General features: G+C 67.8%; 2 protein-coding genes (1 of these 2 only partly in view). Both read left to right on the forward strand.

The genetic code is table 11. The annotated features are described in order from the left end of the window. Positions 1-13,098, forward strand: coding sequence for a non-ribosomal peptide synthetase (locus C4K39_RS10760; RefSeq protein ID WP_124346319.1), 13,098 nt, complete (start codon positions 1-3; stop codon positions 13,096-13,098). Beyond that, a protein-coding gene (locus tag C4K39_RS10765; RefSeq protein ID WP_124346320.1) for a non-ribosomal peptide synthetase crosses the window boundary here: on the forward strand, positions 13,095-16,736 show its beginning. It continues 11,049 nt past the right edge of the window; only the first 3,642 of its 14,691 coding nucleotides appear in the window; it begins with the start codon at positions 13,095-13,097; the stop codon falls past the right edge of the window. Before C4K39_RS10760 ends, C4K39_RS10765 begins: the two co-directional genes overlap by 4 nt.

A 16,736-nucleotide genomic window follows, 5' to 3' on the forward strand; every position in this document is an offset into this window, starting at 1 on the left:
ATGCAGCTCAGTGAATTGATGGCAGCTCTTTCCACTCTCGCGATCCGCCTGCAGCGCGAAGACCAGGACCTGTTGGTCCAGGGCGACGACGAGGCCCTGGACGATACGCTCTGGGACAGCCTGGTGGAGCACAAGGCGCGAATTCTGGAACTGTTGGACCAGCAGGGCGGCGACTGGCTGAGTCCGGCCTTCAAGATCACTCCGGACATGCTGCCGCTGGTGCGCCTGGACCCACCGGCCATCGAGCGCATCGTCGCCGGGGTACCGGGTGGGGCGGCCAATGTCCAGGACATCTACCCCCTGGCACCGTTGCAGGAAGGCATGCTGTATCACCATCTATCGGCGGCTGCGGGCGATCCTTATGTGTTGCAGGCGCGCTTCGCCTTCGCCAGCGAGGGCCTGCTCCGGGACTTCACCGCGGCCTTGCAATGGGTCATCGAGCGGCATGACATCCTGCGGACCGCCATCGCCTGGGAAAGCCTCGATGAGCCGTTGCAAGTGGTCTGGCGCCACGCGCCGCTGGTGTGCGAGGAGATCGCGCTGGACCCTGCCGAGGGTGATGTCCTGGAGCAGTTGCAGGCCCGTTACGATGCCCGGCACTTGCGCCTGGACCTGCGCCAGGCGCCGCTGCTGCGCCTGGTCCATGCCCGGGACCCGGCCAACCGGCGCCAGGTGGCCTTGCTGCTGTTCCACCACATGGCCCTGGACCACGCCGCGCTGGATGTGGTGCGCCAGGAAATCCGCGCCTGGCTGCTGGGGCACAGCGACCGGCTGCCAGCGCCGGTACCGTTTCGCAACCATCTGGCCCAGGCCCGGCTCGCCCAGGAGCAGGGGCAGCACGACGCCTTTTTCCGCGAGATGCTCGGTGATATCGACGAGCCGACCCTGCCGTTCGGCCTGGGCGACGTCCAGGGCGCTGGGCGGCGCATCGAAGAACACCGGGCGACCCTCGATCCGAACCTGAGCCAGCGCCTGCGCAGCCAGGCCCGGCAGTTGGGGGTGAGCGTGGCCAGCCTGTTGCACCTGGCCCTGGCGCGGGTCCTGGGCCAGGTCTCGGGGCGCGAGGCGGTGGTTTTCGGCACCGTGCTGCTGGGGCGCATGGAGGCCGGCGCGGGGGGCGAGCGGGCCTTGGGCATGTTCATCAACACCTTGCCGCTGCGAGTGGATGTCGGGGCCCAGGGCGTACGAGCCGGGGTGCTGGCCACCCATCGGCGCCTGACCGACCTGCTGGGCCATGAGCATGCCTCCCTGGCCCAGGCCCAGCGTTGCAGTGGCGTGCAGGCACCGACTCCGTTGTTCAGCGCCATGCTCAACTATCGCCACAGCCATGCCGACGATGGTGCGCAGATCCAGGAAGTGGTGCCGGGTATCCAGGTTCTGGGAGCACAGGAGCGCACCAACTATCCGTTGACCATCAACGTCGACGACCTGGGCGAGGACCTGCGCATCATCGCCTTGGTGGACGCCCGCATCGGTGCCGTTCGCATCACCGGCTACCTGCTGGGGGTGCTGGAAAGCCTGGCGCTGGCCCTGCAGACCACGCCAGAGGCGGCGGTGCACAGCCTGGAAATGCTACCGGCCAGCGAGCGTCATTACCTGTTGCATGGCCTCAACACGCCCCCGGGGCATTACCCGGACACCGTACTGATCCACCAGCAGGTCGAAGCCCAGGCGCGGGTCCAGCCCGAGGCCCCGGCGCTGATCTTCCAGGGGCAGCGCCTGAGCTACGGCCAGCTCAACCAGCGCGCCAACCAGGTCGCCCACCGTTTGCTGGCCCTTGGGGTGCGCCCTGACCAGCGCGTGGCGATCTGTGTCGAGCGCGGGCTGGAAATGATCATTGGCCTGTTGGGGATCCTCAAGGCCGGTGGCGCCTACGTGCCCATCGACCCGGCTTATCCGCGCGAACGTATCGCCTACACCTTGCAGGACAGTGCCCCGGTGGCGTTGCTGGTACAGGCCGATACCCAGGCCCTGGTGGCCGACCAGCGGGTGCCGCTGATCGATCTCGACAGCCGCAGCCTGGCCCACGAAGCCCTGGACAACCCCGAGGTCGCGGGGCTCAACGCCACCCACCTGGCCTATGTGATCTACACCTCCGGCTCTACCGGCCTGCCCAAGGGCGTGATGGTGGAGCATCGCAACGTGGCCCGGCTGTTTGCCGCCACCCGTGACTGGTTCGATTTCAACTGGCGCGATGTCTGGGCGTTGTTCCATTCCTTTGCCTTCGACTTCTCGGTGTGGGAAATCTGGGGTGCCCTGGTCCATGGCGGTCAGTTGCTGGTGGTGCCCCAGGCCGTCAGCCGCTCGCCGGATGCCTGCTATGCGCTGCTCTGTGAGGCGTCGGTGAGCATTCTCAACCAGACCCCCAGTGCCTTCCGCTCGCTGATTGCGGCCCAGGGCCGCAGTGCCCTCAAGCATTCGCTGCGCCAGGTGATCTTCGGCGGCGAGGCCCTGGAACCGGGGATGCTCAAGCCCTGGTATGCCCGGGTCGGCAACGTCGGTACCCAACTGGTGAACATGTACGGCATCACCGAGACCACCGTCCACGTGACCTACCGGCCACTGCAGGCCGCCGATGTGCAACTGGTGGGCATCAGCCCCATCGGCCGGCGTATTCCCGACCTGCAACTGTATGTCCTCGATGCCCGGCGCGAGCCATTGCCCGTCGGTGTCGTCGGGGAGCTGTACGTGGGGGGTGCCGGGGTGGCGCGGGGGTATCTGAACCGTGACCAGCTCACGGCCGAACGCTTCATCGACGACCCGTTCAGCGCCCGCGCCGGGGCCCGGCTGTACAAGACCGGCGACCTGGCCCGCTGGCGCACGGACGGCAGCCTGGAATACCTGGGGCGCAATGACGACCAGGTGAAGATTCGCGGTTTTCGCATCGAGCTGGGGGAAATCGAAGCGCGCCTGGCAGCCTGTGCCGGCGTGCGCGAAGCGGTCGTGGTGGCGCGCGAGGACGTCCACGCAGACAAGCGCCTGGTGGCCTATTTCATCGCCCAGCCGGGCGAGCAGCCCAATGCCACGCAACTGCGTGAGCAACTGCGCCAGCACTTGGCCGACTACATGTTGCCCAGTGCCTTCGTGCTGCTGGACAGCCTGCCCCTGACCACCAACGGCAAGCTCGATCGCAAGGCCCTGCCGGCACCGGACAGCCAGGCCGTGGCCCGGCGCGACTACGAGGCGCCGCAAGGCGACGTGGAACAGAGCATTGCGCGTATCTGGCAGGAGTTGCTGCAACTGCCCCAGGTCGGCCGCCAGGACAACTTCTTCGAGCTGGGCGGGCATTCGCTGCTGGCCGTGAAGCTGATGGAACGCATGCGTCAGGTGGACTTGTGCGCCGATGTGCGGGTGCTGTTCGGCCAGCCGACCCTGGCCGCCCTGGCTGCGGCCGTGGGAGCCGGCCATGAGGTATCGGTGCCGGCCAATCTGATTGCCCCTGACTGCCCGCGCATCACTCCCGATCTGTTGCCGTTGGCCGACCTGGACCAGGCCGCCATCGACCGGGTGGTGGCCACGGTTCCAGGCGGTACGGCCAATGTCCAGGACATCTATGCGGTGGCGCCCCTGCAGGCGGGCATCCTGTATCACCACCTGAGCAGCACCCAAGGCGACCCCTACCTGTTGCAGGTGCAATTCGAGTTCGCCGACGAGTCGAGCCTGGAGACCTTCATCCAGGCCATGGACCAGGTGATCCAGCGTCACGACATCTTGCGCACCAGCCTGGTCTGGGAGGGACTGGACGAGGCTGTGCAAGTGGTCTGGCGCCAGGCTCCGCTGGCCGTGCAGGTGCTGTCGGTAGAACCGGCCAAGGGCAGTACCCTGAAGCAATTGCAGGCGCGCTTCGATCCCCGCCACTACCGCCTGGACCTGGGGTGTGCGCCGCTCATGCGCCTGGTCTGCGCCCAGGACCCGGGACAGGCGCGCTGGCTGGGTATGCTGCTGTTCCATCACCTGGCCCTGGACCATACGTCCCTGGAAGTGCTGGTGGAGGAAATCAGCGCCGTGCTGCAAGGACGTGCCACCCAGTTGCCGCCCGCTACGCCTTATCGCAACTATGTGGCCCAGGCTCGCCTGGGGCTGGACGAAGCGCAGCACCAAGGGTTCTTCCACGACCTGCTGGGGGATATCGACGAGCCAACCCTGGCGTTCGGCCTGCAGGACGTCAACCGTGACGGGCGGGGTATCCAGGAGCGCCAGCTCAGGCTCGATCCGCTGCTGTGCCGGCGCCTGCGCGAACGGGCCCGGGCCCTGGGCGTCAGTGTCGCCAGCCTGGTGCACCTGGCCTGGGGCCGGGTGCTGGGGCAGTTGTCCGGTCGTGATGAAGTGGTGTTCGGCACCGTGCTGCTGGGGCGCATGCAGGGCGGTGCCGGGGCGGACCGGGCCCTGGGCATGTTCATTAACACCCTGCCGCTGCGGGTCAGCCTGGGCGGGCAGGGGGTAGAGCAGGCCCTGCGCGACACCCACGCGAGGTTGTCGCAGTTGCTTGGCCACGAGCATGCGTCCCTGGCCCTGGCCCAGCGCTGCAGTGGCGTACCGGCGGCGCTGCCACTGTTCAACAGCCTGCTCAACTATCGCCACAGTGCTCGGTCGGCCGATCACGAACAGGCGCTGGCGATCTGGGAGGGCATTCGGGTACTCGACTCCCAGGAGCGCAGCAACTATCCACTGGTGGTCAATGTCGACGATGACGCCGAGGGCCTGCGCCTGACCGTGCAGGCCGTGGCCCAGGTAGACGGGGCCCGGGTCTGCGATTACCTGGCCTGTGCCCTGGAGCACCTGGGGCAGGCCCTGGAGCAGTCACCGGCCCTGGCACTGGGGGAGATCCCGGTGCTGCCCCAGGCCGAGCGGCGCCAGATCCTGGTGGACTTCAACGCCACGACCCGCGACTACCCGCGCCAGCAGGCCTTGCACCAGCGTTTCGAGGAGCAGGTCCTGGAGCGCCCGCAACAGGTCGCGGCGGTGCATGGCCAGGAGGTGCTCAGCTATGCCCAGCTCAACGCTCGGGCCAACCAGCTGGCTCACCACTTGCTAAGCCTTGGCGTGAAGCCTGGGGCTCATCTGGCCCTCTTGCTGCCGCGTTCCATCGATCTGCTGGTGGGCCAGCTGGCGGCCAGTAAATGCGGTGTGGCCTACGTACCGCTGGACGGCAATGCCCCAGCCTCGCGCCAGGCGTTCATGGTCCAGGACAGCCAGAGCGTGATGCTGTTGACCCGCAGCGACCAGCTACTGGATGTGCCGGTGTCGCGCCTGGAGCTGGATCGGCTGTCGTTGCAGGAGACGCCCACGCACAATCCGGATCTGCAGCTGTCCAGCGAAGCGGTGGCGTACATCATGTACACCTCCGGTTCCACCGGCGAACCCAAGGGCGTCTTGGTGCCGCACCGGGCCATCACCCGATTGGTGATCAACAACGGCTATGCCGACTTCAACGTCGGTGACCGGGTGGCGTTCGCCTCCAACCCGGCGTTCGACGCCAGCACCCTGGACGTCTGGGGGCCGTTGCTCAACGGTGGCCGGGTCGTGGTGGTGGACCACCAGACCCTGCTCGATCCACCGGCGTTCGCCCAGCTGCTGCAAGCATCCGGTGTGACGATGCTGTTCCTCACCACCAGCCTGTTCAACCAGTACGTGCAACTGATTCCCCAGGCCCTGAAGGGGCTGCACATGCTCCTGTGTGGCGGCGAGCGGGCCGATGCCACGGCGTTCAGGCGGATGCAGGCCCAGGCCCCGGGATTGCGCCTGGTCAATGGCTACGGGCCGACGGAAACCACCACCTTCGCGGTCACCCACGAGCCGTGGGAATTACCAGCGGATGCCGACAGCCTGCCCATCGGCCGACCCTTGTCCAACACCCAGGTGTACATCCTGGATACCCGCCAGCAGCCGTTGCCCATCGGCGTGGCGGGCGAGATCGTGATCGGTGGCGACGGTGTGGCCCTGGGCTACCTCAATCGCCCCGAACTCAATGCCCAGAAGTTCATCGACGATCCCTTCGGCGAGCGTTCCGGTGCGTTGTTGTACCGTACCGGGGACATCGGCCGCTGGCTGGATAATGGCCTGCTGGAATACCTGGGGCGCAGCGACGACCAGGTGAAGATCCGCGGCTTGCGCATCGAGCCTGGGGAAATCGAGGCGCGCTTGCTGGCCTGCCCGGGGGTCAAGGACGGTGTGATCCTGGTGCGCGAGGACGAACCGGGCGAGCAGCGCCTGGTGGCCTACTACCGGGTCCAGCAGGATGCCCCGCCAGTGTCTGCCCAGAGCCTGCGCGCCACCTTGCTGCAACAACTGCCCGAGTACATGGTGCCACTGGCCTATGTGCGGCTGGACACCTGGCCGTTGACGGCCAACGGCAAACTGGATCGCAAGGCCTTGCCCGCGCCACCGGCGACGGCCATGCCCGGACGTGAATTCGTGGCGCCCCAGGGCGACGTGGAAATCGCCCTGGCACGAATCTGGAGCGACCTGCTCAAGGTCGAACGAGTGGGGCGCCATGACCATTTCTTCGAATTGGGTGGGCATTCGCTGTTGGCCGTGAGCCTTATCGAGCGCATGCGCCAGATTGGCCTGGGGGCCGATGTGCGGGTGTTGTTCAGCCAGCCGACCCTGGCTGCCCTGGCGGGGGCGGTGGGCACCAGCCGCGAGGTGCAGGTGCCGGCCAATCGCATTGCCGCCGATTGCCAGCGCATCACCCCGGACCTGCTGCCGCTGATCGAGCTGGACCAGCCGGCCATCGACCGGATCGTGGCCCAGGTGCCGGGGGGCGTCGCCAACGTCCAGGACATCTATCCCCTGGCCCCCTTGCAGGAGGGCATTCTCTATCACCACCTGAGTGCCGGGCAGGGCGACCCCTACCTGCTGCAGTCGCGGATGGCCTTCGACAGCCTGGAGCGTCTGCAGCGCTTCGCCAGCGGCTTGCAGCAGGTCATCGCGCGCCATGACATCCTGCGTACCGCCGTGCTCTGGCAGGGGGTGCCGCAACCGGTCCAGGTGGTCTGGCGCGAGGCTCGGCTGCAGGTGCTGGAGCAGCACCTGGACCCTGCCGAGGGTGATGTCCTGGAGCAGTTGCACCAGCGTTTCGATGCGCGCCACTGGCGTCTGGACCTGGCCCAGGCGCCGTTGATCCGCATGGTCCACGCCTTCGATCCGGTACGCCGGCAGGTGGTGGCGATCCTCTTGTTCCATCACCTGGCCCTGGATCACACCGCCATGGAGGTGATCGGCCAGGAAATGCACGAGCTGCTGTTCAATCGCGGCCAGCACCTGGGCACCCCGGTGCCGTACCGCAACTACGTGGCCCAGGCTCGTCTGGGGGCCGGAGAGGCAGAACACGAGGCGTTCTTCCAGGACATGCTCGCGGACATCGACGAGCCGACCCTGGCGTTCGCCGTGGAGGATGTGCAGGGCGAGGGCCACGATATCGACGAGGCCCACCTGGCGTTGCCAGCGGCCCTGGCTGGCCGCTTGCGCGAACAGGCCCGGCAACTGGGCGTCAGCGCCGCCGCCTTGATGCACCTGGCCTGGGCCCTGGTGCTGGGGCAGGTCGCCAATCGCCGCCAGGTGGTGTTCGGTACCGTGCTCATGGGACGTATGCAAGGCGGCGAGGGTGCCGACCGGGCGCTGGGGGTGTTCATCAACACCCTGCCGCTGCGGGTGGATGTCCAGGGGGTAGGAGTGCGTGATGGCGTCAGGGCGACCCATGCCCGGCTCAGCGCGTTGCTGGGCCACGAGCACGCCTCCCTGGCCCTGGCCCAGCGTTGCAGCGCGGTGGCCAGCGGCTCGCCACTGTTCAATGCCTTGCTCAACTACCGCCATAGCGCCCCGCCAGCGGCGGCTGCGGGGCAGGACATCTGGCAGGGCGTGGAGCTGCTGGGGGGCGAGGAACGCAGCAACTATCCACTGAGCCTGAGCGTCGACGATCTCGGCGACGGTTTCAGCCTGTCGGTGCTGGCCCTGGCCAGGATCGGTGCGCAGCGCCTGGGTGGCTACATGGCGTGCGCCCTGGAGCAACTGGTCGCTGCCCTGGAACACAGCCCCGAGCTGGAGCTGGGGCAACTGTCGGTGTTGCCGCTGGCGGAGCGCGAGCGCCTGCTGCGGGACTTCAATGCCAGCACCGCCGCCCATCCGCGTGGGCAGACCCTGCATGGCCTGTTCGAGGCCCGGGTCCGGGCGGCGCCCGACGCCGTGGCGCTGGTCCAGGGGCCGCTGCGCCTGAGCTATCGCCAGCTGGACCAGCAGGCCAATCAGCTGGCCCGGAAACTCTTGGCGTTCGGCGTGCAACCCGATGACCGGGTGGCCTTGTGCATGGCCCGTGGTCCCCAACTGTTGCAAGGGATGCTCGCGGTGCTCAAGGCCGGGGCCGCCTATGTGCCCATCGACCCGAGCCATCCGGCCGAGCGCATCGCCTACCTGGTACAGGACAGCGCACCCCGGGCGCTGCTGGTGGCCGGCGGCCTGTCGCCAGTGCCTGGGGTACCGGTGCTCGACCTCGATCGCGAGGTCTGGAGCGACAGCGACCCGGACACCCCGCAGGTGCCGCGGCTGACCCCGGCGCACCTGGCCTATGTGATCTACACCTCGGGCTCCACCGGCCAGCCCAAGGGCGTGATGGTCGAGCACCAGAGCCTGGAGAACCTGGTGCACTGGCATTGCCAGGCCTTCGACCTGGGGCCCGGGCGGCATGCCTCCAGCCTCGCCGGCCTGGGCTTCGACGCCATGGCCTGGGAGGTCTGGCCGACCCTGTGCAGTGGCGCGACCCTGCACCTGCCGCCGGCCGATATCGGCCACCAGGACATCGAGCGGTTGCTGGCCTGGTGGCGCGACCAGCCGCTGGATGTGAGCTTCCTGCCGACACCGGTGGCTGAATACGCCTTCAACCAGCAACTGCGGCACCCAACCCTGCGTACCCTGCTGATCGGCGGTGACCGCTTGCGCCAGTTCGCTCGCGACCCGGGCTTTACTGTGGTCAACAACTATGGGCCCACCGAAGCCACGGTGGTGGCGACTTCCGGCGCGCTTGTGGCCGGTGGTGCGCTGCATATCGGCCGGCCCATGGCCAACGCCCGTATCTACCTGCTGGACGAGTTGCTGCGACCGGTACCGGTCGGTGTCGCCGGCGAGCTGTACGTGGGCGGTGCCGGGGTGGCCCGGGGTTACCTCAATCGCCCCGAACTGACCGCCGAGCGCTTCCTCGACGACCCGTTCAGTGCCGAGCCCGGCGCGCGCATGTACCGCAGTGGCGACCTGGCGCGCTGGCGCGAAGACGGCACCCTCGACTACCTGGGGCGCAACGACGACCAGGTCAAGGTACGGGGCATGCGCATCGAGCCGGGGGAAATCGAAGCCGCGCTGCTCCAGCACCCGGCCCTTAAGGAGGCCCTGGTGCTGGTGAGCGAAGGACGCCTGCTGGCTTATTTCACCTGCACGCCTGCTACTGGCGAGCCCAGTGCCGAAGACCTGCGCGATCATTTGCAGGGGTACCTGCCGGACTACATGGTGCCAGTGGCCTATGTCGTGCTTGCGGCCTTGCCGCTGACCGCCAACGGCAAGCTCGATCGCCGGGCCTTGCCGGAGCCGGGGCAGGGGGCCTGGCTCAGCCGCGAGTTCGAAGCGCCCCAGGGTGAAGTGGAAATCGTCCTGGCGCGGATCTGGAGCGAGCTGCTCAAGGTCGAGCAGGTGGGGCGCCACGATCATTTCTTCGAACTGGGCGGGCATTCGCTGCTGGCGGTGACCCTGGTGGAGCGCATGCGCCAGGCCGGGCTGGCGGCCGATGTACGGGTGCTGTTCGAGCAGCCGACCCTGGCGGCCCTCGCGGCCACGACCGGGAGCAGTCGTGAAGTATCGGTGCCGGACAACCGCATCCCCTCCGATTGCCAGCACATCACCCCGTCGCTGCTATCGCTGGTCGAACTGGACCAGCAGGCTATCGACCGGGTGCTGGCCACGGTGCCTGGTGGTGCTGCCAATGTGCAGGACATCTACCCGCTGGCGCCCTTGCAGGAAGGCATTCTCTACCACCACCTGAGTGCCCGCGAAGGCGATCCCTACCTGTTGCAGTCGCACCTGGCGTTCGCCAGTCGCCAGCGCCTGGAGGATTTCGCCGCGGCCCTGCAACGGGTCGGCGAGCGCCACGATATCCTGCGCACGGCGATCCTCTGGGAGGGGCTCAAGCAACCGCTGCAAGTGGTCTGGCGCGAGGCCCCGGTGGCCCTTGAGGAAGTCGACCTGGATCCGGCCGACGGCGACATCCTGCAGCAGTTGCACCAGCGCTTCGATCCTCGCCATTGGCGCCTGGACCTGACCCGGGCGCCGTTGTTGCGCCTGGTGTTCGCCCAGGACCCGGTACGCCAGGGCGTGGTGGCGATCCTGTTGTTCCACCACATCGTCCTCGACCACACCGCCCTGGAGGTGGTGCGCGAAGAGATCCAGGCCTGCCTGCTGGGGCAGCAGCCCGCGGGCGCGGCGATCCCCTACCGCAACTACGTAGCCCAGGCACGCCTGGGTGTCACTCGCGAGGAACACGAGGCGTTCTTCCGTGAAATGCTCGGCGACATCGATGCCCCGACCTTGCCATTCGGCTTGCAGGATGTGCAGGGCGACGGCGACGCCATCGAGGAAGTGCAGCAAGCCGTGGACGCGACCCTGGCCGCTCGCCTGCGGGCCCAGGCGCGGCTGCTGGGGGTCAGTGCCGCGAGCCTGTTCCACCTGGCCTGGGCCCGGGTGCTGAACCTCACCACCGGCCAGGAACGGGTGGTATTCGGCACCGTGCTGCTGGGCCGCCTGCAGGCCGGGCAGGGCGCCGACCGGGCCCTGGGCATGTTCATCAACACCTTGCCGCTGCGGGTCGACCTGGACGCCGGCGGGGTGCGTGCGGCGGTCAAGGCCACCCACGCCCGGCTCAGCGCCTTGCTCGGCCATGAACATGCGTCCCTGGCCCTGGCCCAGCGTTGCAGCGGGGTGGCCGCGCCGCTGCCGCTGTTCAGTGCCATGCTCAACTACCGCCACGGCAGCGATGCACCGCCGAGCGAGGCCGTACGCCAAGCCTGGCAGGGCATCGAGACCCTGCACAGCGAAGAGCGCACCAACTACCCGCTGAGCCTCAACGTCGACGACTTTGGCCAGGGCTTTCGCCTGACCGCCATGACCCCGGCGCGGATTGGCGCCGCACGGGTGTGCGGCTACCTGCAACAAGCCCTGTTGGCCCTGGTGGACAGCCTGGAACAAGCGCCGCAGCGTGCCCTGCTGCAGGTGCCGATCTTGCCCGAGGCCGAGCGCCGGCAACTGCTGGAAGGCTTCAATGCCACCGCCCGCGACTACCCGCTGGAGCAAACCCTGCACGGGTTGTTCGAGGCCCAGGTGCTGCGCAGCCCCGAGGCCTTGGCGGTGCAGGCCGGGGAGCAGCGCTTGAGTTATCGCCAGCTCAACCAGCAGGCCAACCAGTTGGCCGGGCACTTGCTGCAATTGGGCGTTGGCCCGGACCAGCGGGTGGCGATCTGCGTCGAGCGCAGCGTCGACATGGTGCTGGGCCTGCTGGCGATCCTCAAGGCCGGGGGCGCCTACGTGCCCATCGATCCGGCCTATCCCCAGGAGCGGATCGACTACATGCTCCAGGACAGCGCGCCGCTGGCGGTGCTGGTCCAGGGTGCGACCCGGCACCTGGCGCAGGCGTCCGGGCTGGCGTTGCTGGACCTGGACCAGCCGCAATGGGCCGGACAGTCCCGGGACAACCCGCAGCTGCCGCACCTGACGCCACGGCACCTGGCCTACGTGATCTACACCTCCGGCTCCACCGGCCAGCCCAAGGGCGCGATGAACGAGCACCGGGCGGTGGTCAACCGCCTGCTGTGGATGCAGGAGCAGTACCGCCTGGATGTGGACGATGCGGTGTTGCAGAAGACCCCGTTCAGCTTCGACGTGTCGGTGTGGGAGTTCTTCTGGCCGCTGTTCACCGGCGCGCGCCTGGTGATGGCTCGCCCCGAAGGGCACAAGGACCCGGCCTACCTGCGCCAGCTGATACGCGAGCAGGGCATCAGTACCTTGCACTTCGTGCCCTCGATGCTCGATGTATTCCTCGCCCACGACGCCACGCCGGACGACCTCGGCTTGCGCCAGGTGATGTGCAGCGGCGAGGCGCTGCCGGGCAGCCTGGTGCGGCGCTTCAAGCAGCAGTTGCCCAACGTTGCCCTGCATAACCTGTATGGCCCCACCGAAGCGGCAGTGGACGTGACGGCCTGGGATTGCACCGGCCCGCTGGACGCCACCCCGGACAACACGCCCATCGGCAAGCCGATCGCCAATACCCGCCTGTACCTGCTGGATGCGCAATTGCAGCCGGTGCCATTGGGCGTGGTGGGCGAGTTGTTCATTGCCGGGGTGCAGGTGGCGCGCGGTTATCTCAACCGCGAGCAACTGACTGCCGAGCGTTTTGTCGACGACCCGTTCAGCGCCGAGCCGGGCGCACGGATGTACCGCACGGGCGATCTGGGGCGCTATCTCACCGACGGCAATATCGAGTACCTGGGGCGCAACGACGACCAGGTGAAGATCCGTGGCCTGCGCATCGAGCTGGGGGAAATCCAGGCGCGCCTGACCCAGCTCGAAGGCATCAAGGAAGCGGTGGTCCTGGCCCGCGAGGACGTGCCCGGGGACAAGCGCCTGGTGGCCTACTACACCAGCGATGCCGGGCACGGGAAATTGCCCGTCGAACAGCTGCGCCAGGCGTTGCTGGAGCACCTGCCGGACTACATGGTGCCGGCGCTCTACGTACACCTGGAGGCCTTGCCCCTGAGCCCCAACGGCAAGCTGGAACGCAAGGCGTTGCCGGCACCCGGGGTGGAAGCGGCGGTGGTGCGCGAGTACGAGGCACCGGTGGGCGATACCGAGATCCTGCTGGCGCAGTTGTGGGCCGAGCTGCTCAACGTCGAGCGGGTAGGGCGCCACGATCACTTCTTCGAGCTGGGCGGGCACTCGCTGCTGGCGGTGAACCTGATCAGCCGGATGCGCGAACACGGCATGGAGGCCGATGTCCGCGGGTTGTTCGAACAACCGACCCTGGCCGGCTACGCGGCAATGACCGAGCGAATGGAGATCGTCCTGTGAACGTGATCGAACTGTTGGCGACACTGAAGGAAAAGGATGTCCAGCTGGTACTCAAGGACGACCAACTGGTGGTCCAGGGCAACAAGCAGGCCTTGAGCGACCCGGCCCTGCTGGCGCGCCTGCGCGAGCTCAAGCCGCAGTTGATCGAGCTGATCAAGAGCGGTGAGTACGCGCCGGCCAAGGCTGGCCAGGTCGAGGTGCCGGCCAACGGCATCACCGCGCAGACCCGGCGCATCACCCCGGACCTGCTGCCCTTGGCCAACCTCGACCAGCAGGCCATCGACCGCATCGTCGCCACGGTGCCGGGTGGGGTCGCCAACGTCCAGGACATCTACCCCCTGGCGCCGCTGCAGGAAGGCATCCTTTATCACCACGTCAGCGCCACCCTGGGCGATCCCTACGTGATGCAGGCACAGTTCGCCTTCGCCAGCGCGCAGCACCTGGAAGCCTTCGCCGAGGCCCTGCGCGGGGTCATCGCCCGCCATGACATCCTGCGTACCGCCGTGCTCTGGGACGGCCTGGCGCAACCGATGCAGGTGGTCTGGCGCGAGGCCGGGCTGATCCTCCAGAAAGTCGAGCCGGACCCGGTCGACGGCGCCGTGCTGGAGCAACTGCAAGGGCGCTTCGATGCCCGCCACTACCGCCTGGACATCAGCCAGGCGCCGATGCTGCGCCTGGTGTATGCCTGGGACGAAGCCGGGCAGCGCATCGTTGCCATCTTGCTGTTCCACCACATGGCCATGGACCACAGTGCCCTGGACGTGGTGCACCACGAAATGCAGGCGCTGCTTACCGGCCAGGCCGCGCGCCTGGGCCCGGCCATGCCGTTTCGCAACTACGTAGCCCAGGCCCGGCTGGGCATCAGCGAACAAGCACACGAGACCTTTTTCCGCCAGATGCTGGCGGACGTCGACGAGCCGACCCTGCCGTTCGGCCTGCAGGATGTGCAAGGCGATGGCCGGGCCATCGAGGAAGCCAGCCTGGCCTTGCCCACGGCCCTGAGCCTGCGCTTGCGCAGCCAGGCGCGGCAGGCCGGAGTCAGTGCCGCGAGCCTGTTCCACCTGGCCTGGGGCCGCGTGCTGGCGACCCTGGCCGGCAAGCACAAGGTGGTGTTCGGCACCGTGCTGATGGGGCGGATGCAGGGCGCCGAGGCCACCAACCGGGCCCTGGGCATCTTCATCAACACCTTGCCGTTTCGCCTGGACGTGGACGGGCAGGGCCTGGCCGAGGCCCTCAAGGACACCCACAAGCGCCTGACCAGCCTCTTGCGCCATGAGCATGCGGCCCTGGCCCTGGCCCAGCGCTGCAGCGGAGTCAGTGCACCGGCCCCGCTGTTCAGTACCCTGCTCAACTACCGCCACAGCAACGCCGGGGCCAGCGCCGAGGCCCAGGCCGCCTGGGCCGGGATCAGCACCCTGCACAGCGAGGAACGCACCAACTACCCCCTGACCCTGAGCGTCGATGACTTCACCGAGGACTTCGGCCTGACCCTGCTGGCCAGTACCCAGGTCGATCCACGGCGGATCCTCGGTTACCTGTTGTGCACCCTGGAGCATCTGGCCCAGGCCCTGGAACAGCAGCCGCAGTTGGCATTGCAGGCTCTGTCGGTGTTGCCGCCGGCGGAGCGCCAGCAGGTCCTGGAAGGTTTCAATGATTGCCGCGTGGACTACCCGCGGGGCCAGACCCTGCATGGTCGCATCGAGGCCCAGGCAGCACGTGCGCCACAGGCGCTGGCGGCCTGCCACCAGGGGCGTTCGTTGAGCTATGCCGAGCTCAACCAGCAGGCCAATGGCCTGGCCCGCCAGTTGCGGGCCCTGGGCGTACGGCCCGAGGACCGGGTGGCCATCGTCGCCCGGCGGAGCCTGGAAACCCTGGTAGGCCTGCTGGCGATCCTCAAGTCCGGGGCCGGTTATGTGCCCATCGACCCGGCCCATCCGGCCGAGCGCTTGAGCTACCTGCTCGAAGACAGCGCCCCCCGGGTAGTGCTGGCCCAGGCGGAGCTGTTGTCGCGCTTGGCGCCCCAAGCGGTACCGGTGCTGGAGCTGGACCCGCGACACTGGCAGGAGCAGGGCCAGGACAACCTGGAGGTACCGGGGTTGAGCGCCTCCAACCTGGCCTATGTGATCTATACGTCCGGCTCCACGGGGCTGCCCAAGGGGGTGATGGTGGAGCACCAGAGCCTGGGCAACCTGGTGGACTGGCACTGCCAGGCCTTCGACCTGCAGCCTGGTCGCCACACTTCGAGCCTGGCCGGTTTTGGTTTCGATGCCATGGCCTGGGAGGTCTGGCCGGCGCTGTGCAGCGGTGCGGTCCTGCACCTGGCACCCGCCAGCGAAGGCACTGAGGATGTCGATGCCTTGCTCGACTGGTGGCGCCAGCAGCCCTTGCAGGTGAGCTTCCTGCCAACCCCGGTGGCCGAATACGCCATCAGCCAGCAAGTGGGCCATCCGACCCTGCAGACCCTGTTGGTCGGTGGTGATCGCCTGCGCCAGTTCGACCGGGGACAAACCTTTACCCTGGTCAACAACTACGGGCCTACCGAGGCCACGGTGGTGGCCACTTCCGGCCCTGTCGAGACCGGGGGCAGCCTGGACATCGGCCGGCCCATGGCCAATGCGCGGATCTACCTGCTGGACGAGCAGCATCGACCCGTCCCCATCGGTGTGGCTGGCGAGTTGTACGTGGGGGGCGCCGGGGTGGCCCGCGGCTATCTGAACCGGCCGCAGTTGACTGCCGAGCGCTTCCTCGATGACCCGTTCAGCAACGAGCCAGGGGCACGCATGTACCGGACCGGCGACCTGGGGCGCTGGTTGGCGGACGGCCGCATCGAGTACCTGGGGCGCAATGACCATCAGGTGAAGATCCGTGGCGTGCGCATCGAACTGGGCGAGATCGAGACCCGCCTCAACCAGTTCCCCGGCGTGCGGGAAGCTGTGCTGCTGGCCCGCGAGGACCAACCGGGCAACCCCCGGCTGGTGGCCTATTTCACTGCGCTTGAGCAGGCTGTGGCGCCCACGGTGGGCGAGCTGCGCGAGTATCTGCTGGCGCAACTGCCGGACTACATGGTGCCGGTCGCCTATGTACGGCTCGACGCCTTGCCGCTGACCGCCAATGGCAAGCTGGACCGCAAGGCCTTGCCGGCGCCGGACCAGCAATCGCTGTTCAATCGCCAGTACCAGGCCCCCGAAGGCCCTACCGAAACGGCCTTGGCGCAGATCTGGAGCGACGTGCTGCAGGTCGAACAGGTCGGCCGCCAGGATCACTTCTTCGAGCTGGGCGGGCACTCGCTGCTGGCCATGCGCATGGTGTCGCTGGTGCGCCAGCGCCTGGGGCTGGAGCTGGCCCTGGGCGAGCTGTTCGCCAATGCCGAGCTGCAGGCGGTCGCCGCGGTGCTGGAGCGCAGCGGACGCAGCCAGCTGCCGGAAATCTTCCCGGCCCTGCAGGATCAAGACCTGCCACTGTCCTTTGCCCAGCAGCGGTTATGGTTCCTGGCGCAGATGGAAGGCGGCGCGGGTGCCTACAACATTCCCGTCGGCCTGGGCCTGCGTGGGCGCCTGGATCGGCAGGCGCTGCAACAGGCGCTGCAAACGATCGTGGCTCGGCACGCTACGTTGCGCAGCCGTTTTGTCCTGGTAGAG

It is taken from the genome of Pseudomonas sessilinigenes, assembly GCF_003850565.1.
GTDB classification, from domain to species: domain Bacteria; phylum Pseudomonadota; class Gammaproteobacteria; order Pseudomonadales; family Pseudomonadaceae; genus Aquipseudomonas; species Aquipseudomonas sessilinigenes.

Bases quoted from the DNA above. Each gene is read 5' to 3' on its own strand.
- C4K39_RS10760 (WP_124346319.1), top strand. From the start codon at position 1: ATGCAGCTCAGTGAATTGATGGCAGCTCTTTCCACTCTCGCGATCCGC.